We start from the raw sequence: 19585 nt of genomic DNA on the forward strand, positions 1-19585 counted from the left end.
TCAGTTTTGGTGAATTTTATCCAATATTATTTAAAAATATGAAAAAAATATTCTTTTCAGTATTGATTTTAAGTGCTGTTGCCTGTAAAAAAAATCCTGATAAATTCATTAATGATAAAACAGATTCTACCGCTCAGGTAAAAGGTGACAGTATAGATAATAATGAAAGTATTGTGGATAAAGATGCAGCATTGAAGCAAATTAACGAAGAAGTTGTACAGAGTGTGAAGGACAGAGATTATAAAAAATTTGCAGCATTCATTCACCCGGAAAAAGGCGTGAGATTTTCCATGTATGCTTTTGTAAATCCAAAAGAAGATAAACAGTTTTCTAAAACGGATTTTGAGAAATATCAGCCTACAAAAACACTTTTTACATGGGGAACTATGGATGGATCTGGAGATCTTTACAAAGCCACGATCAATGATTATTTTACAAAATGGGTATACTCGAAAGATTTTGCGACCGGACAGGTTTCATTCAATGAGTTTCAGGGAAAAGGAAATTCACTGAATAATATCAAAGAAATTTATCCGAAAGCAGATTTCACTGAAAATTTCATCAAAGGGTCAGACGCCAATGCAGAAATGGATTGGAAAACACTTAGATTGGTTTTTGAAGAATATCAGGGGAAATATTACCTGATAGCAGTTGTTAATGATCAGTGGACAATTTAGATAGACACTTATTATAATTAACCCATTGTGCATTTTGCGAAATTTTGGTATTAGATTCGTCAGTTCGAGTGTTTTTTCGTAATAAAGTGGAGAAAAAATGTATCGAGAACAGATTCGTCTTCAAAACTACAAACTTCTCGATACGATTTTTTTTCAAAAATCTACTCGAAGTGACGAAAACAAATTAATATGCACAACGGGTTATAATTAAGATTTTAAAAACACTCCGACAGGCTTAGTGCGGTATTTCTAATGCTGACTGCTATATTTGAAAGAATGACTGTAGCAATGTCAGGCAGAGCTTGTCGAAGTCTTATGTACAATAAACGAAATCTATCCCAAAATATCAACCAATTGCCGAGTCAGGTTTTTTCTTGAAAATTGCTCTATATTTTGACTGTTTTCAAAGAGGTTTCCATTTTTCCACAATTCAAATTTCTCCAGGATAAAATCTTTAATTGTTTCAGAACCATCATAGCCAAAATGTTTTCCGGCTTTGGTTTCATCTAATATTTTGGAAACATCGGCATCATTGGGACCGAACGAAATAATCTGTTTTCCGGTGGCCAGATACTCGAATATTTTCCCTGGAATAATTCCTTTAGATGATTCATTGGGAAAGTTGGTAATCAGTAAAAGAGATGAATTTCCCATTTCCTCAATTGCTTTATCATGAGAAAGGTAGCCTAGGTTCAGGATGTGAGATCTCAAATTCGAATTTTCAAAAGAACTTAAAATTTTATCATCAATTCTTCCCACAAACTTCAAAATGAAATTCTCAGCAAAGGAAGGATTGTTCTTAACCAGCTCATCAAGTGCTTTCCAAAGATTCTCCGGATTTCGGAGTTGTTCTAAAACACCGATATAGCTTAAAGTAAACTTATCTTTGCTTTCAGGAAGAGTCTGAGAATTGGCATCTGTCTCATCAAATCCATTGGTGATACACATTGCATTGGCTCCGTTTTTCCGGAAATTTTCTGCATCCGTGTAGCTTGTTGCTAAAGTTATATCTGCATTTTTAAAAACATCATTTTCCAGCTGGCGATGTTTTTTATCGGAACTTTTGGTGAGTTTTAAATGTTTATAATAAGAAATTTCCGTCCAGGGATCACGGAAATCAGCAATCCATTTTAAGTGGGTGAACTTCTTTTTTAAATTTAAACCGATTAAATGTAAAGAGTGTGGCGGTCCTGAGGTGACTACGACTTCTATTTTATTTTCTCTTAAATAATGTTCCAGAAATTTTACTGATGGCTTTACCCAAAAAACTCTGGCATCGGGAATGAAAAAATTTCCTCGTACCCAGATCGAAAGTTTTGATTTCCAGCTTTGATTTTTACCAACATCAAATTGCCCGGCTTTGAATTTTTTATTGCTCTTATTCAGTTTTTCAGCGAGCTGATAAGGTTCCCATATTTTTGTTTTAACGATTTCAACGTTTTCAGGAATATCTTTCATCAGGCTTTCATCAAGCAAAGGATAGCTTGGATTTTCCGGAGTATAAATCACCGGTTTCCATCCGAATTCAGGTAAATATTTTGCAAACTTCAGCCATCTTTGAACACCAGGACCTCCCGCAGGAGGCCAGTAATAGGTGATGATCAATATTTTTTTCTGTTCCATCTGAACTTTAAATCTTTTCAACCGGAATTTCTTCCTTCTTTTTATTCTTATTCATCCAGAAAATTCCAAAGGCACTTAATGCAATAAATAATCCGAAGCAAAGCATTGAAATCCATTTTCCGGTTTCAATAACTTGCGGTTCAAAAATCATTCTGATGTTATGTTTTCCTGCAGGAACATGTACGGCACGAAGTAAATAGTCGGCTTTGATGTACGGTACTTCTTTTTCGTCTACAAACATTTTCCATCCGTGAGGATAGTAGATTTCGGAAAATACAGCTAATTGAGGAGTCTTAGAATCTGATTTAAATTCCAGTTCATTCGGACGGTATTTTGTTAAACTGATCACAGCTGTCGGATCTGCCTGTACCGTTTTTCCGGTGAAGTAATTTTTATCTGAAGAGGCAATTACGGCTGTTTTTTTACTATCGATTACACCAATTGATTTAATTTCTTCATTCGGAGTGTTCACAAACTTTAAATCACTTACAAACCATGCATTTCCGTTAGCTTTAGGATTCGGAACGGCCTGAGGCTGCTCTGGTCCGCCTACAACCCAATATTTGGCATTCAGTAAATTCAGTACATTCGGCACTTTCACAGAATCCATGATCTGGAAATATTCATTAATGACATCATCATATCTTCTTAATTTCACGGCGTGATAGCCACCGATTGAAGACTTGAAATAAGACGTATTGGTTTCACTGAATGTTCCTAAAATATTATTGAAAACTCTATAATGAGTTTTATCTTTTTCGGCAATGGTCTCTAATGTTTTATTAACATGAACACTTGATAAAATAGAGCTTAAACTAGGGTTGGCTTCCACTTTTTCAGCCAGAAGATCTGAGCCTTCAGTCTGGAACGGGTTTTCAGCAAATACTTTATCAACATAATTTTCATCGTTTAAATAGCGCTTATTTACTGTCCAAAGATCAAATAAACTTACGGCTCCGATGATCATCAAAGCAATATTCTGACTTAGTTTTTGCTTTAATACCATAAATAAAGCAGCTGCTGTAATTGCTACATAAATAAAAGCTTTTATAGCATCGATTCTGAATAGTTTAAATCTTTCTTCTGTTAAATAATCAAGTAAGAATGGCGGTAAATAGGTTCTTTCATTTGAAGTTGAGAACCCTAACAAAGATTTTCCGGCTATTAAAAGAATTAATAATAATCCTAAAGTTGCCCCACTTACATAGAGCAGAATTTTCTGCTTATATTCCTGGGTTAATTTTTCATCAGTAAAGAATCTGTATAATCCGAGAATGGCTATTAACGGGAACAGCAATTCCACTACCACTAAGATAGAAGATGGTGCTCTGAATTTATTGTAAAACGGAACAAAATCTATAAAGAAGTCCGAAAGCACCATAAAGTTGCTTCCCCAAGCCAGTAATATCGTTAAAATGGATGCTCCCAGAATCCAGTAGCGGTATTTTTTTGAAGCAAAAAAGAATCCTAAAACCGCAAGGAAACAAACGATCGCTCCCTGATAAGCCGGTCCGGAAGTTCCGGGCTGGTCGCCCCAGTAGGTTACTGATCCAAAGCCTTTTGAAACACGGTCCATTTCAGATTGAGAACTTACATTTTCCTGAACAAGCTCCTGAATTTTATTCATCATTTCTTTTCCTTCAGGTTCCTGGCTTCCGCCACCCATTAATCTTGGAATGAAAAGATTCAGTGTTTCCAATTGTCCGTAGCTCCACATCAGTATGCTTTCTTTGTCCATTCCGGATTTTCCTGAAGTGTGGCTGTCATTCGTTAAGATCTGTTTTCCACGAACAGTTTCCTTAATATATTCTGAATTGGCCATGATTCTCTGAGAGTTCATTCCGATTCCGATAATTCCCGAAGCTGCAATGATCCCCGAGGAAATCAGAAAATGCTTCATCGGTGTTTTCTTCTGAATCGCTCTGATTAATTCAGATAAAAATAAAAACCCTAATGCTAGAAACAGATAATAGGTCATCTGAGGGTGGTTTGCCGCTATCTGAAGTCCCATAAACAGGGTAGTGACAATGAATCCCCAAATGTATTGTTTCCTGATATAAACGAGTAATATTCCGGCCAGAAGCGGTGCGAAATATTCAATAGTGTTTACCTTACCATTGTGCCCCGCTGCAATGATGATATAAAAATAGGTTGAGAGTCCGAAGAAAGTGGCTCCCAATAGAGCGTACTTCCAGTTTCTGACTACAACCATTCCCAACAGGAAAAATCCTGCAAAGAGTAAAAAAAGATAGTTAACAGGTCTTGGAAGAAAGTTAAGATTACTATCAATCTTTTTGATAATATCACCTTTAAACTGGCTTCCCATCTGATAGGTAGGCATTCCTCCAAACATGGAATCACTCCAATATGTTTCTTTTCCGGTGTCTGCTCTGTAGTCCAGAAGCTCTTTTGCGCCTCCGCGATATTGTACAATATCATGCTGGAAAAGCTGTTTTCCTGTAAAAACAGGGGTAGAGTATAAAAATGCTAAAACTATAAATACAACTAATGAAATTGCAATATAAATTAAGTTTTTATTTTTCGCCATGCTGGTTATTATCTTTTATTTTCTGGGATTTTTTTACCTTTTGCCATTACTTTCTTTTACCTCTTCGTAATCTACAGTTTCTGCATCCCACTTGAGATTCTGATTGGTATTCTTGTGAGAGTTTAGATCTTGTTGATTATTATTTTGGTTGTTATTATTGTTAAATCTATAACTGTAAAATGTTTTAAAGAAAATCCTTTTCAGAATATTCCAGACAAAGAAAATAATAATCGCGGTGAGTACTAACTCAAGAATGTACTTCATAACTTTTAATTTTAAAAACTTCTACATTATTTTGCGGAAGGATTTACCATTACAGAAGATTTTGAAACGCTCTTCATAGACTGAGACTGTTTTCCGTCTGAAATAGTTTCAATCTGAGTGGTTACAACATTAATATTCTGGTTGGTGATCCATCCTGTATTTTGATCAAACTTCATTGTACCGTTTTGTACAAGTTCACTGCTTAAGCTGTGTGTGATAGGTCCCTGATTTTGTTTTTCTGTTTTCTTAGGAATTCCTCCGGTTACAGAAACTTCAGCAACACCATTTCCAACACTTGTTAAAACATAGTTTGATGTTACCTTTATTTTACCACTCGGATCTGCATTTTCGCTGTTGGTCCATTTTCCACCTAACTTGATTCCTTTTTTAGGAATAATCGTCAGGTTTTTTGTAAACTGATCTTTAAGTACCTTTTCATTAAAAGATTCTTTAAGACTGGCAACAACACTTTCTTTTTGATTTTTATCTTTAAGAATCGTCCCTACAGCATTAGAAACTTTAGTATAAATGGCATCAAAACCTGTAATTGAAATTACATTTCCTTTAGTATCCATTTTCATATTTAGCTTGTTACCTGTAAGAGCTTTGTTGATGTTCCAGATCATTTTAAGGTCATCCTCTTTAGGAATTGGCAATTTTGTATCTACAATGATTGTTTTTCCGTCTGCGGTCTGAGAATTTCTTTTTCCGATGAGATTAAGGGTCATGTCATATACATTTCCTTTGATATCATTCACTGTGAAACTCATTTCGTCAGTAGATTCACTTGTTCCGTTAAGGGTTTTTCCTTTAGGATCGGTCATGGTTTTTGTATCTCTCTGATAGGTTGTCAGAGGATAGGTTTTTCCTTTTTCAAGCTTGAAAGTCTGAGTGAAAATACCTGCAGAATCTTTAATTGCGGGATTTGCCTCCACTTTAGCTACTGAATCGGCAGGAACTTCTACCGTGATGGTTTTTCCTGTTTTAGGATCTACTTTTGTGATTTTTGTCGTCTCTTTTTTACAAGAAATAAGAGCTATAGATGATATAAGTGCTAGTGCTGCAATGTTCTTCATTTGAATTTTTTTAATTTTTACTACTATTTTTAAATATATTTTCTGCGATATCCTGCAGTTTCCCCTGCGAAGACATATCAGATTCATTGGAAAGTACAATTACTCCCATATTTTTTGACGGATAGATATGAAGGGTACTCGAAAAACCGAATGTTCCTCCGGTATGCCAAATAGTTTGGCTGCCATCTTCATTTTTATGAATTCTCCAGAATAATCCGGTTTCGTCACTTTCATTTTTTACAACGGGAGTATGAGAAGCCTGAACATATTGGTCATTTTTATTCAGATGATACTGAATATATTTTACAAGATCTCCTGTGGTAGAGTAAATTCCTCCTGCAGGGGCCATGATGGTTGTAATATTTCGGGGCATTATCTTTCCCTTTTCATTATAGCCGGTCAGCAGTTGAGATGAATTCGTACCAACAATGGTTTGATTCATTTTTAAAGGCTTTGTAATGTATTCAGAAAGTAATTTTTCATAACTTTTAGTATACACCTTTTCCAGAATATCTCCTGCAATCTGTGTTCCGACATTCGAGTATTTAAAATCTGTTCCCGGGGCAAAACCAATTTTAGCCTCATGAAGATCTCTGTAAAAATCTTTTTTAGAATAGTTCTTATAAAAATCAGCGAGCAAAAAGGCAACAGAATCCATCGGTTTTTTAAAAGTCTCAGACTGATCCGGTAAAAACTGAGGCAACCCCGATGAATGTTTGGCTAAATTACCAATGGTTACCGGATGCTTTTCAAATTCCAGGTTAGGATAGTTTCCTTCTAAATATTTTCGGATGTCATCCTCCAGTTTTACTTTTTGGTCGACTAATGCATGAGCCAAAATTGTTCCAGTAAAGGTTTTGGTAATCGATGCAATCTCATAGACGCTTTTAGAGGTCGGAAGTTCAGATTTTCCTAATTCTGATGTTCCGTAATTATAAAAATAACTTTTACCATCTTTAAAAATGCCTATAGAAAGTCCGACACGGGCAGGATCTTTCATATACGCAGCAGCTTCCTTCTGAACAAGTCTGTCAAGTTCACTGACCTGGCGGTTGTCAGTAGGAATTTCTTTATTTTGAGCCTTGCATGTGACTAATGCAAGGCATAATGGTAAAAGTAATAGGGTTTTCATACATTATAGATTTGGAACTGCAGTCATTTTCTGCCTTACCGCTTCATACAAAATAGCTCCACAGGCTACAGATACATTCAGAGACTGTGTCTTTCCTTCAATTGGAAGTTTTATTTTTTCGTCTGAATGATGTAAAACTTCCTTGGAAATTCCGGTTTCTTCATTTCCCATTACAATAGCACATGGCTCTGTAAAGCTTACATCATAAATGAGTTTTTGAGCTTTTTCAGTAGCTGAGAATACAGAAATTCCACTTTGCTGTAAAAAATCTACAACATGAGCTAAGTTAGGCTCTTTACAGATTTTAATATTGTAAAGTGCTCCTGCAGAGGTTTTTATAGCGTCAGAGTTAATCGGTGCTCCTCCTTTTTCAGGAATAATAACGGCGTCTATACCTACACATTCTGCCGTTCTGCAGATTGCTCCGAAATTTCTTACATCAGTTAATCTGTCCAAAATTAATAAAAAAGGCGTTTTTCCTTCTTCAAATAATTGAGGAACAATATCTTCAACTTTGTGAAATGGTACATCTGAAATAAATGCCACAACACCCTGATGGTTTTTTCTCGTAAATCTGTTCAGTTTCTCAACCGGAACGTAATTGGGACGAATTTTGTTTTTAGCTAAAACAGTTTTTAATTCAGCATAAATTTCTCCCTGTAGCGCGTTCTGCACAAAGATTTTATCAATTGTTTTCCCTGCTTCAATAGCTTCAATTACGGGACGCAGCCCGAAAATAAAATCGTCTTTCTTATCTGTCATTTTAATATTTTTCTCCTAAAATTGCTCTTTTTTGCGACATGATATATCCATAATGCAAGCTCTCGTGCATATTGTTGAAAATGATCGCATCCTGAATACTTTTCAGATCCATCCCGAAACTTGTAGTATAAGGGGTATAGTCTGAAAAAAAATCACTATCATAATCTTTCATCAGAATTTTTGAAGTTTCAGTCAGTAAAAACTCAAGGTCTTCCACTTCTGATTTTTGAACATTTAAGTTCGGTAAGGTTCCCTTTTTGTAGGTTTCAATCCAATATTTATCAATTCTGAAAGGGTTTCCACTGAGGTAGTAATGCAAAAGCTGCTGTGTGGCAACGGTATGTGCAATGTTCCAGTAAATATTGTTGTTAAAACCATCCGGAATCAACAAAAGGTCTTCGTGAGAAGTATTCTGCAGGATATCCAAAAGGTTTCTTCTTACCTGTCTGTGAGCTTGAAAATGATAATTCATTTTGCAAAATTTTTAATCACCAAAAATAGTTTAATAAACTGGAAATGACAATTTTTGAATGGTAGATTAAAGCAAAATTTATATATTTTTATGAAAAATTTCAATAATAGTATTGAGTTTTAAGGTTTCAAGTATTCTGAATCTCGCATTAATGCTGGAATATTTAACAAACTTTAACTCAAATATGGCATTAATTGTGTTGATTAATGCCAGTATTTATTAGAAATTTACCAATTATTTTAAATTAGACTATGTCAGATACATATCAAGCAGAAGATATTCGTCAATTAACGGAGCAGGTAAAAGAGGCAAACTACCACTTTTCCCGTCTTCGGGACGAAATCAATAAGGTTATTATTGGTCAGGAATACATGATAGACCGCCTTTTGGTAGGTCTTTTGGGAAATGGCCATGTTCTCCTGGAAGGGGTACCGGGGCTGGCTAAAACTTTAGCGATAAAAACGTTGGCGGAAGCTGTTCATGGTGAGTTTTCAAGAATTCAGTTTACTCCGGATCTGCTTCCTGCGGATGTCGTGGGAACAATGATCTATAACGTAAAAGACAATGATTTTTCTATAAAAAGAGGTCCTGTTTTTGCCAATTTTGTATTGGCAGATGAGATCAACCGTGCGCCTGCAAAGGTACAGTCGGCTCTTCTGGAAGTGATGCAGGAGAAACAGGTGACCATCGGTGATGAAACAATGAAGCTGCCGAAGCCTTTCCTCGTTTTGGCTACTCAAAACCCGATCGATCAGGAAGGTACTTATCTATTGCCGGAAGCGCAGAGTGACCGTTTTATGTTGAAATGTACGATCGATTATCCAAAATTTGAAGATGAAAGAACGGTCATGAGAATGGTTTCGACTTCTCATCAACCTGAAATAAAACCGGTTATTTCTCTTGAGCATATTGTAGCAGCTAAGGAATTGATCAATCAGATTTATCTGGATGAAAAGATCGAAAAATATATCCTGGATATGGTTTTTGCCACTCGTTTCCCAGAAGATTATGGTCTGTCTGAGCTTAAAAATTATATCAGTTTCGGAGCGTCTCCAAGAGCGTCAATTAACCTGGCGATTGCTTCGAGAGCCTATGCGTTCTTAAAAGGAAGAGCTTTTGTCATTCCTGAAGATGTAAAAGCATTAGCAAAAGATGTGTTGAGACACAGAATTGGTTTAACGTTTGAGGCAGAAGCAGAAGAGGTTTCATCGGAAGAAATTGTAAACAGGATTTTAGCAAAAATTCAAGCGCCTTAGTTTTTAATGGAAGAAATTGTAATCAGAAAGGCTGTTCAACAAGATTGTGCTTCCATGTTGGAGCTCATCAAAGAATTAGCCGAATATGAAAAGGCATTGCATGAAGTGACGTTAACTTTAGAGCAGTTTATTGAAGACGGGTTCGGTGAAAATCCTGTTTGGGGAGCTTTTGTAGCGGAATTTAACAGGAAGATTGTTGGTATTTCATTATACTATGACAGATATTCAACCTGGAAAGGGAGAAGATTATATCTCGAAGATTTGGTAGTCACTGAAACATTGAGAGGAAAACAAATCGGAAAGAAGCTGTTTGATGCTACACTGGGGTACGGAAAATCAAAACAATACAGTGGAATGGTTTTTCAGGTATTGAACTGGAATGAGCCGGCCATTAATTTTTATAAAAAATACAGTCCGAAGTTTGACGATGAGTGGTTTAATGTATCTATTGAATTTAAATAAAATAGAAGTTGGAAGCTGGATGCAGGAAGTTTTTAAAATGTCAAAAAAACGCTCAAACACGAATACTCTCAAAAGCAGAATATGCAAATAAAAGATATTGTAAAAAAAGTAAAGCAGATTGAAATCCGTACCCGAAAGAAAACGGAAGCTTCTCTGATGGGACAATATCACAGTGCTTTTAAGGGGCAGGGAATGACTTTTTCGGAAGTTCGTCCTTATCAGTTCGGAGATGAAATCCGTAGAATCGATTGGAATAAAACAGCTCGTTTTCGGGAGCCATTTGTAAAAGTGATGGAAGAGGAAAGGGAATTGACGATGATGATTTTGGTAGATATTTCAGCTTCGATGGATTACGGTACCAAAACGCAGCTGAAAAGAGAATATGTAGCAGAAATTGCGGCAAGTTTAGGCTTTTCTGCAGCCGGAAATAATGATAAAGTAGGATTGATTTTGTTCGCGGATAAAGTCTACAAAGTCATTCCGCCTCAAAAGGGAAGGAAACATATTCTCTCAATTATTAGTAATATTTTAACCGCGGATTATGTTCCTGCTGAATCAAAAATTGATAAAGCGATGGAATATATGATGGGAATTTTTAAAAGAAAATCGCTGGTTTTCTTATTTTCAGATTTTGAAGATGACTATGATTCTAAAATACTCAGAGTTGCATCCAAAAAGCATCAGCTGCTCGGAATGAGAATTTATGATGAAAAAGATAATGAAATTCCGGATGTTGGATATACTTTATTGTATGATTCGGAAACAGGAGAACAGGTCTGGGCAAATACTTCCAGTGCAAGATGGAGATACACTTTTGCTGAAGCTCAAAAACAGAAATTAAAAGCTTTGGAAGAAGATTTTGCGAATAGTTCGGCCAGTTTTATGAATGTAAATACTGGTGAAGATTATTCAAAATTGTTGTATAATTACTTCCAGAAAAAATAGATAATGGGCAATGATCCTTCGCCTGTCGGAGGAAGCCCGTGGAGATTTAGAATAGAACAGAAGGCTTTAGCCAAATTTATTTACTGACCATTGAAAAAAATACTATTTATAATATGTTCCTTAGTCTGTGTCAACGCATTTTCACAGATACTGTCTTCGAATGTTGAAAAGAAAACCATGGCTTTGGGTGAAGTCAATCATTTTATAATAAAGATTGATAATCTTAGTAATCAGCAGGTCACCGCAGCTCCTAAAAATGAACTGCTTCCTTTTCATTTTGAAGAAACAAAAGACAGCATAGGACAGAATCAAAATTTATACGAAAGAAAGATTGAATTTACAGTATATGATGAAGGAAAGTTTACGATTCCAGAACTTGAATTCAAAGTAGGAAGCAAGGTTTTAAAGACGATTCCTTATGAAATAGATGTGATCAATACTGCCCAAAAAGCCGATCAGATCACAGATATTATGAATAATAAGGAGGTAAAGCTTGAAGTAAAAGATTACTGGGAGCTTTATAAATTCTATATTTTAGCGGGATTAGGAATTATTGCTTTGATTATTGCGGTCATCATGTTTATCAAATGGGGCAGAAGATCTAAAGATTCGCCTGTTATTGCAACGAATCAGACGTTAAAAGAACTGGATGCACTTAAGAAGAAAAAGTATGTGGAAATTGGTAATTACCGCTCATTCTATGTAGAACTTATTGACATTTCAAGAAAATTTATTACCCGTCAGTATCATTTGCCTGCAGATGTTTTGTTGACGGATGATTTGATTGATTTAATAAAAAAGAATAATACGATTTCCCAGGAAAACGAGAAAGTGGTAGAAAACGTATTTTTGAGAGGGGATATGGTAAAGTTTGCGAAAACTTTTCCTGATAAAGAAACGATGGAAAAAGATTTTGCAGATATCAGAGATTTTGTGAAAAGATCATCAAAAGACTTGGAATTCGAAAACTTAAGAAAGGATGTTTAATTTTGAATTTTATAGTCCGTGGTTTTTACTGCTTTTCTTTTTGTTTATTCCTTTATTATTTAAGGATGTAAGCATAAAAAAAAGAAAGGGAATAAAAGTTCCGACAATTAGAAATATGGAAGGCAGCGGAGGAATCCAGGCTGTACTTTTCTTTCTGAAAACATCCAAGTATGTGATGCTTTCTGCATTGATCATCGCTATGGCAAGACCGAGAACTTTTACAGTATCTCAGGACCGTGATGATACAAAAGGAATTGATATCATGCTTTCTGTGGACGTTTCGTTGAGTATGCTGGCCAAGGATTTAACGCCGGACCGTCTTACTGCACTGAAAGATATCGCTATAAAATTTGTCGAAAAAAGACCCAATGACAGACTCGGTTTAGTAACTTACTCCGGGGAAGCATTTACAAAAGTACCTGTGACATCAGATCATCAGGTGGTTATCGATGAACTGAAAAATCTTAATCCCTTGGAACTTCAGCCGGGAACTGCAATAGGTGAGGGGCTTTCTGTAGCGGTCAACCACCTTAAAAACAGCAAAGCAAAAAGTAAAATCATCATTTTGATGACCGATGGTGTCAATACAATAGAAAATGCGATGCCGCCTGCCATTGCTGCTGAACTCGCAAAAAATAACAATATTAAAGTATATTCCATTGGTATCGGAACAAACGGATATGCTCTGATGCCGACTCAGACAGATATTTTTGGAGATCTTGTTTTTACAGAAACAGAAGTGAAAATTGATGAGCCTGTATTACGGGAAGTTGCAGAAATGACTGGTGGAAGATATTTCAGAGCAACCTCAAACAGCAGTCTCGAGGAAGTATATGATGAAATTAATCAATTGGAAAAATCAGATATAAAAGTATCAAAACTATATAATTACGAAGAGTATTTCAAAATTTTTCTTTGGATTGCTTTAGGAATGCTGTTGTTTGATGCTTTGTTGAGATGGGTTTTCTATAAAATTTTAAGCTGATGGAATGGTATTTAGGTAATTATTGGTATTTATTGTTGCTGTTGCTTTTACCGCTTTTAGCTGTTTTTCTGATCCGCTATTTAAAGTGGAAAAATAAAAAAAGAGAAATTTTTGCAGACAGTCAGTTTCATGAACTTTTATTTGAAAAAAGATCGGGATTTACAAAATTTTTTCCGGCCCTGTATTTATTGGGGACTCTTTTTTTAATCTTTTCAATTATTGATTTATTAAACGGTTCGGAAGAAGTAAAAACGAATCAGAAATTAAATAATGTGATTTTCATGCTTGATGTTTCCAACTCTATGAATGCGGAAGATATCAATCCAAGCCGTTTGACGGAGGCTAAAAATCTTATGATCAATACGATGCAGAAGATGAAAAGCGATAAAGTTGGGATTGTGATTTTTGCAGGACAGGCGGCTTCAATCATGCCATTAACAACAGACTATAATTCAGCGGAAACATATGTCAATGCAATTGAAACCAACTCAATGCAGATTCAGGGAACAGATTTCCTGAAGGCAATGGAAACTGCTGTTCAGAAATTTAAAAATGTAAACAAAGGCGCCAGAAAAGTTGTGCTGTTAAGTGATGGTGAAGATAATGAAGGAAATGAGAATGCAGCAATAAATCTGGCAAAGAAAGAAGGAATAATGGTGACTTCGGTAGGAATAGGATCAGATGAAGGAGCTCCGGTTCCAGAATATGTTTTCGGTCAGTTAATGGGTTACAAGTCTGATATGAATGGTGAAACGGTGATTTCTAAAAGACAGACTGAAGCACTGAAAAAAATGGTAGAATCAACAGGTGGATCTTATATTGACGGAAACAATATCAATGAAGGTCCGGAAATGATTGTTGATGCATTAAGGAGAAAAGCTTCATCTTCCGAAACTTTGGTCAAATCTCAGAATGCTAATCATTATTATCAATATTTTTTAGCGATTTCTATATTTTTATTCTTTTTAATTTATATTTTTAATCCTAAAAGAGATTTTAATGTTTAATTTTCGTCTTGTTCAAAGAATGTTACGGTATGACTTTAACCCAATTTTAACAAATAAGACGCTGTTTATTAACATATAAAGGAATAATTTTGCAAGTGATGAATACTAAAATCATTTTTTTATCGTTTATAATTGTTTTTTCATTCTCAGGTATTTTATTTGGGCAGGAAAGCTATAGAACTTTGGTATATGAAGGTAACCAAAAATTCAACGGTAAAGACTATGATGGAGCTTCTTCGAAGTATATGGAAGCGATAAAATCCAATGAGAAAGATTTTACCGCTCATTATAATCTTGGAAATGCTTTGTATAAAAATAAAAAATATGAAGAAGCAAAGACGGAATTTGAAAAGGCACAGCAGCTTTCTCAGACTCTTCCCGATAAAGCGGCCTCTCTTCATAATTTAGGAAATACTTATATGCAGATGAATCAACCGGAAAAAGCGGCGGATTATTATAAGCAATCCTTAAAACAAAATCCTTACAACGAATCGACCAGAAAGAATTATGAAATTGCAAAGTTGAAGGAAAAAGAAAACCAACAAAAGAAAAACGACCAGCAGAATAACTCAGGTAAAGGAGGCGGTGGTAAAGACCAACAACAAAATGATGATCAAAAAGGAAATGATCAAAAACAAGATCAGGGACAAGGCCAGCAAAATCAAGGCAAGAGTCCGCAAGGAGATAACCCTGATCCGAACCAGAATAATGAAGGAAAATTACCCAAAGATCTTGAAAACGCAATATTAAATAAAGTAAGCGAAAAAGAAAAAGAAACCGCCAGAAGAATTTTGAATAAAAATTCTTATTCGATGCCTGAGAGCAACGAGAAAGATTGGTGATGCAGTATAGATTTGCCCACATATTACTTCTTCTTATATCCGTAATTTCTTACGGACAGGTCAATCTAACTTTAAAATCAGATAAAACAGATTATAATGGTAAGGAAGCTATTAACCTTACGATTATTTTGGAAATGAATGGAGGAGATCTCGTACAGCAGACAGGTTTCCAGCTTCCAGATCTGTCAAAGTTTAATATGATCGGAAGTGGGTCTGTAACCAATACGCTGGTAGATCCTGAAACCAATACTGTTATTATTCAAAAAGTATCCAGAATTGCTCTTGAGCCCAAACAAAAAGGAAAGGTTAAGATAGGCTCGGTTCTGGTGACAGTCAGCAATAAGATTTATAAAACAGAACCTTTTAATATTTTTATAAAAGATGTTGATAGGAAACCTGTTGCTGCCAATACGTCGAATGATGTATATCTGAACATGGAGATTGAGGATCGTGATGTGTATCAGGATCAGCCTACAATTGCCGTTCTGAAGGTGTATTCAAAGAATATGGATAATTTCAGGAAGGTGAAAAATATCAGTCTTCCTAAGAATGAAAACATTAATGTACATCCGGTAAGTTTTGCAAAATCTGAAATTGATCCCTCTGATAACGGAAGTATGGCATCGCAGGTTTTAGCCGTATTTATGGTATTTCCAAACGAAGCCGGTTATATAGAAGTTCCTTCTGTTTCGGCATCAGTAAGTTCTTATTCCCATAAAAATAAAATTGTCTCCAATAAGGTAAGAATTAATGTAAAAAAATTGCCGGAAGGTTCTCCTGAATATTTTAAAAATGCTGTCGGAAACTTCAAGGTAAGTGTTTATAACGAATCCAAAGAAAAAGTTGAGGTTAAAAAACCGATCAATGTCGTTATAAAAGTTGCTGGAGAAGGAAATTTAGCAGATATGGAGCTTCCGAAAATTGCTGCTTCACCAGACTATGAGATTTTTGCGCCGAAAATTACGGCGAAAACAGCTCCGGGTACTACAGGAATTAAAGGAGAAATTCAGGCGCATTATGTGGTTATTCCTAATAAGGCTGGACCACTTTCTATAAAAACAGAACCCTTTGCTTTTTTTGACCCTGCTGAAAAAGAATATGTAGATTTGGGCCAGCAGACTTTATCTTTAAATTCATTATCCCATGAGCAGGTCATGGCATCCCGTTCTACGGTTGAAAAAGTAAATGAATATACCAACACATTTTTAGAAACTGTAAATACACCTGTTTTAAAAACCACTACCTTTAAAGTAAAGGAAAAGAGCAAGTTTCACTGGAATGTACTTTTAACTAATATTGCCATATTAATAGGATTATTTATTATCTATCTTTTGTTTAAGACTTGGCAAAAAAAACGTAATTTAGTTAAGGAAACTGTACCTGCGAAATCGTTAGGTTCTATTGCGGAAACAGAAAGTGAAATCAGAGAAACTCTAAAAACAGATGTCAATGATTATTTCAGTTATCTGGAAAATCTTAAAGATAATGAAGAGTATCAGAAGTTTTTTGATACCGTAGAGGAGTTGGATTCAGAAGTACGAACTCAGTATTCACAAGGCTCTAAAGAAGATTTTAAGATATTTTTAGAAAATTATAAAGGGAGTGGCGTTGCAGAAGAATACAGAATTCTTTCTCAAAGAATTCAAATGGAGAAGTTTGTTCCCGTAAAGTCGATAGAAGGAATAGATGAGCTTTTAAAAGCAATTGTTAATTTGTATTCTCAAATTGATAAATAATCAATTTATTTTCATATTTTTGCGAAATTTTTAATTACAAAGAGATGGAAGTTTTTAATGATTTTTCTATAAAAGAGATCGTTACCTGTTTTATGGTACTATTTGCCGTAATTGATATTATTGGTTCAGTTCCCATTGTGGTAAGTCTGCAGCAGAAATTCGGACAGATTGAAGCTGGTAAAGCTTCTATTACCGCAGGAGTGATCATGATTATTTTTCTGTTTGTCGGAAACAAAATCCTTAAGCTAATCGGAGTAGATGTTAATTCATTTGCTATTGCCGGAGCTTTTGTGATATTTATCATAGCCCTGGAAATGATTCTGGGAATTGAGATTAACAAAACAACTGAAGCAAAGGCTGCATCCATTGTCCCTATTGCATTTCCGCTTGTTGCCGGAGCCGGAACCCTTACGACTACCTTATCGCTTAGAGCTGAATTTCATGATATTAATATTATTTTAGGAATCGTTCTCAATACAATTTTCGTATATTTGGTGCTGAAATCTGCGAAATGGCTAGAGAAGAAAATGGGCGAGGCTACGTTGTCTATTCTGCAAAAGGTTTTCGGAATTATCCTTTTGGCAATTTCAATAAAATTATTCACCGCAAACTTTGCACAATTAGTGCAGAATTATATTAATTTTTAAGTATCATGCAGAAGTTTTATAAAGTATTTTTAGTAGTGTTAATTATTATTGTTGCAATTAATGTATATGCAATAGATTGGCAATCAGATGTTTTGTCAGAAGATAATCTTAAGTTTATTTTCTCAATTGCCGCAGGTGTTCTTGGTTTAATCTTACTTTTTGTAATGAATACATGGAGTAAAATTGGCGTAAAGAAATAAATAGTACAATATTTAGTCTATATAAAAACCTCTTTCAGGCGAAAGAGGTTTTATTTTTTTATTGAATGTCTTACGGAGCTTTGGAAGTCTATCAGGAAATGACTAAATTTTTCAAAACAGCCTCAGACTTCAATTCTGTTTCAAGCCATTCTTTATGGGGGTCGCTTTGAGCTGTAATTCCACCACCGACAAATAAATGAACTGCATTTTGGTAAAGCTTTGCACAACGCAGATTGACAAAATACTGAACCGTTTCTTCCGTTTCTATTTTGATATATCCTGAATAAAGCTCACGCGGATATTTTTCGAACTTTTCTATATTTTCCTTACAAAAATCTTTAGGTATTCCGCAGACAGCCGGAGTAGGATGAAGATCATGAATTAATGCATCCAGATTTTCAGGATCTATTTTTATTTTGAAATCAGTTCTGAGATGCTTGATATTTCCTGAAATATGATCATAAGTTTCTGATTTTTCAATGCTATCCGAATAATTTTTCAGAATATTCTCGATATACTCAGAAACAGGCTTTTGTTCTTCAATTTCTTTTTGAGACCAGCTTTCTGAAACCGGAAGCGTGCCAGCCAGGCTCATTGTTTCAAATTCATGAGTCGTTTTATTGAATTTTCCTAAAACTTCCGAAAATGCTCCTATCCATGCATCATCTCCATTATTGAAAATGTATCTGAAAGCATTCGGGTAAGATTTACATAGATTATTAAAACTTTCCTTCAGGTCAATTTCTTTAAAATCGGTAAAAAGTTTTCGTCGGGAATACACCAATTTTGGGAGGTTGTTTTCTTTGATAACTTCAATGATTTTTTCCAGATTCTGTAAATACTCGCTCTCTGTTTCTGCTATAAAATGATCTTTACTTTCCGGTAATTCTTTACTGGTAATAGATATTTTATTAAAATTTTCAGAATCAATTTCAGTAAGATCTCCATCAAAATGAAGTTGCCTCAAGCGGTCGAAAGAATTGAAAATTACAGTATTTATATCGTTATTTTGACTGGTAGAATAGAGTTTTTCGTTAAATGGAAATTTGAAATAAATCATGAATGTAATTCTTTATCGAAAATCAATATCTGGAAATTATGTATGAAATTCCTAAACTGATTTTTCTTTCTGCAAAGGTATTATTAGTCTTAAAGATGTCAAAATCAAATGAGCTGTTTTTTAAAGATACATTCTTCATTTTGTATTGCTGATAATCTGCAGAGATCAAAAATCGTCTGAATACCCGGTATTGTATTCCCAGGGAAAAGCCCAGATTATTTTGAGTTGTTTTAAAATCATCTGATTTATCAAGGACGTTATTTTCAGGAACCAGGAATTGCATTTTATAGGTATTTCTGTTCATCATAAGTCCTGCATAAGGACGAATGTTTTTCCATTCGTAGAAAAATTTCAGCTGAATAGCATATTCGAAATGTTTATTATTAAATCTCTGAAACAGCAGTGGCTGATGGTCTTCGGTGAAATAAAAACCATTGAGATAGGTGTCTTCTTTATTCGCATCAAGGTCAAATGTAGAATTCCAATGATAAATGTTGGCAGAAAGCATTAATGATAATCGCGGACTGAAGAAATTTTTTGAAATCCATGCTCCAAAATGTTCTCCCATCTGTTGTTTATGGCTCGAGAGTTCTCTGGCCCAGCTGCTGCTTTTGATACCAATTCCTGTTTCAATGCCGTATTGAAATAAATAAGAAGTTCTTATTTCTGTATTTGAATCTTCTGCTAAAAGATTATTTTTAATGGATATTTCCGCAATGTTTCTGTCAGAGATTATTATGTCCTTGGGGACTATTTTTAAAGGTTTTTCGAGATAAATGGTGTCATAAACGACTACTTTTTCATAAACATAAACAGTATCAATCTTTTTTTTATTTTGTGCTATTGAAAAATTTGCGATAATAATGAATAATAGGAAAATTAGCTTTTTAAAAAACATGGATCG

General features: G+C 34.9%; 20 protein-coding genes. 11 read left to right on the top strand and 9 right to left on the bottom strand.

Features of this window, described 5'->3' with window-relative positions; all coding sequences use genetic code 11:
- Positions 1–38: 38 nt before the first annotated feature.
- Positions 39–677, top strand: coding sequence for a hypothetical protein (locus M2373_RS20155; protein WP_259113060.1), 639 nt, complete (start codon positions 39–41; stop codon positions 675–677).
- Positions 678–1010: 333 nt separating this feature from the next.
- Here M2373_RS20155 and M2373_RS20160 read toward each other — a convergent pair whose 3' ends face one another.
- From M2373_RS20160 to M2373_RS20190, 7 genes are read right to left on the bottom strand one after another with little or no spacing between them, the layout of a single operon-like run.
- The gene (locus M2373_RS20160; RefSeq protein ID WP_259113133.1) at positions 1011–2300 is read right to left on the bottom strand and encodes a glycosyl transferase family 1; all 1290 of its coding nucleotides are present in this window, start codon (positions 2298–2300) and stop codon (positions 1011–1013) included.
- A 7-nt stretch (positions 2301–2307) separates the two neighbouring features.
- Positions 2308–4848: a YfhO family protein gene (locus M2373_RS20165; protein ID WP_259113061.1), complete on the bottom strand. Its 2541-nt coding sequence runs from the start codon at positions 4846–4848 to the stop codon at positions 2308–2310.
- Between the two features lie 33 nt (positions 4849–4881).
- Positions 4882–5112, bottom strand: a complete 231-nt coding sequence (locus tag M2373_RS20170) for a hypothetical protein (protein ID WP_259113062.1) — start codon at positions 5110–5112, stop codon at positions 4882–4884.
- A 26-nt stretch (positions 5113–5138) separates the two neighbouring features.
- Positions 5139–6188: a DUF6263 family protein gene (locus tag M2373_RS20175; RefSeq protein WP_259113063.1), complete on the bottom strand. Its 1050-nt coding sequence runs from the start codon at positions 6186–6188 to the stop codon at positions 5139–5141.
- Positions 6189–6198: 10 nt separating this feature from the next.
- Entirely contained in the window at positions 6199–7320 is a 1122-nt protein-coding gene (locus M2373_RS20180) for a serine hydrolase (protein ID WP_259113064.1), read from the bottom strand.
- A gap of 3 nt (positions 7321–7323) precedes the next feature.
- Positions 7324–8082, bottom strand: coding sequence for a 23S rRNA (guanosine(2251)-2'-O)-methyltransferase RlmB (gene rlmB / locus M2373_RS20185; RefSeq protein WP_259113065.1), 759 nt, complete (start codon positions 8080–8082; stop codon positions 7324–7326).
- Position 8083: 1 nt separating this feature from the next.
- Positions 8084–8554, bottom strand: a complete 471-nt coding sequence (locus tag M2373_RS20190) for a DinB family protein (protein ID WP_259113066.1) — start codon at positions 8552–8554, stop codon at positions 8084–8086.
- Between the two features lie 251 nt (positions 8555–8805).
- Between M2373_RS20190 and M2373_RS20195 the strand changes: the two genes are divergently transcribed.
- The 10 genes from M2373_RS20195 (at position 8806) to M2373_RS20240 (ending at position 17621) form a co-directional block, all read left to right on the top strand.
- On the top strand, positions 8806–9810 hold the full coding sequence (locus M2373_RS20195) for a MoxR family ATPase (protein ID WP_259113067.1): 1005 nt from the start codon (positions 8806–8808) through the stop codon (positions 9808–9810).
- A gap of 6 nt (positions 9811–9816) precedes the next feature.
- A complete protein-coding gene (locus tag M2373_RS20200; RefSeq protein ID WP_259113068.1) occupies positions 9817–10272 on the top strand; it encodes a GNAT family N-acetyltransferase in 456 nt (151 codons plus the stop codon).
- A gap of 81 nt (positions 10273–10353) precedes the next feature.
- A complete protein-coding gene (locus M2373_RS20205; protein WP_259113069.1) occupies positions 10354–11217 on the top strand; it encodes a DUF58 domain-containing protein in 864 nt (287 codons plus the stop codon).
- A 90-nt stretch (positions 11218–11307) separates the two neighbouring features.
- Positions 11308–12204: a BatD family protein gene (locus M2373_RS20210; RefSeq protein WP_259113070.1), complete on the top strand. Its 897-nt coding sequence runs from the start codon at positions 11308–11310 to the stop codon at positions 12202–12204.
- Positions 12197–13189 (top strand): VWA domain-containing protein, encoded by a 993-nt coding sequence (locus tag M2373_RS20215; RefSeq protein ID WP_259113071.1) that lies wholly within the window; start codon positions 12197–12199, stop codon positions 13187–13189. The genes M2373_RS20210 and M2373_RS20215 overlap by 8 nt, the downstream gene beginning before the upstream one ends.
- Positions 13189–14196, top strand: coding sequence for a VWA domain-containing protein (locus tag M2373_RS20220; RefSeq protein WP_259113072.1), 1008 nt, complete (start codon positions 13189–13191; stop codon positions 14194–14196). The genes M2373_RS20215 and M2373_RS20220 overlap by 1 nt, the downstream gene beginning before the upstream one ends.
- A gap of 98 nt (positions 14197–14294) precedes the next feature.
- On the top strand, positions 14295–15038 hold the full coding sequence (locus tag M2373_RS20225; RefSeq protein WP_259113073.1) for a tetratricopeptide repeat protein: 744 nt from the start codon (positions 14295–14297) through the stop codon (positions 15036–15038).
- A complete protein-coding gene (locus M2373_RS20230) occupies positions 15038–16774 on the top strand; it encodes a BatD family protein (RefSeq protein ID WP_259113074.1) in 1737 nt (578 codons plus the stop codon). The genes M2373_RS20225 and M2373_RS20230 overlap by 1 nt, the downstream gene beginning before the upstream one ends.
- Positions 16775–16818: 44 nt before the next feature.
- Positions 16819–17421 carry a MarC family protein gene (locus tag M2373_RS20235; protein ID WP_259113075.1) on the top strand — a complete coding sequence of 201 codons (603 nt, stop codon included), beginning with the start codon at positions 16819–16821 and terminating at the stop codon, positions 17419–17421.
- 5 nt (positions 17422–17426) lie between these two features.
- Positions 17427–17621 (top strand): hypothetical protein, encoded by a 195-nt coding sequence (locus M2373_RS20240; RefSeq protein WP_259113076.1) that lies wholly within the window; start codon positions 17427–17429, stop codon positions 17619–17621.
- Positions 17622–17712: 91 nt separating this feature from the next.
- Here M2373_RS20240 and M2373_RS20245 read toward each other — a convergent pair whose 3' ends face one another.
- Both M2373_RS20245 and M2373_RS20250 read right to left on the bottom strand, forming a co-directional pair.
- Positions 17713–18681, bottom strand: a complete 969-nt coding sequence (locus tag M2373_RS20245; RefSeq protein WP_259113077.1) for a chorismate-binding protein — start codon at positions 18679–18681, stop codon at positions 17713–17715.
- 22 nt (positions 18682–18703) lie between these two features.
- Positions 18704–19579: a hypothetical protein gene (locus M2373_RS20250; RefSeq protein WP_259113078.1), complete on the bottom strand. Its 876-nt coding sequence runs from the start codon at positions 19577–19579 to the stop codon at positions 18704–18706.
- Between the last annotated feature and the right edge of the window lie 6 nt (positions 19580–19585).

The organism is Chryseobacterium sp. JUb7, from assembly GCF_024806495.1.
Lineage (GTDB): Bacteria > Bacteroidota > Bacteroidia > Flavobacteriales > Weeksellaceae > Chryseobacterium.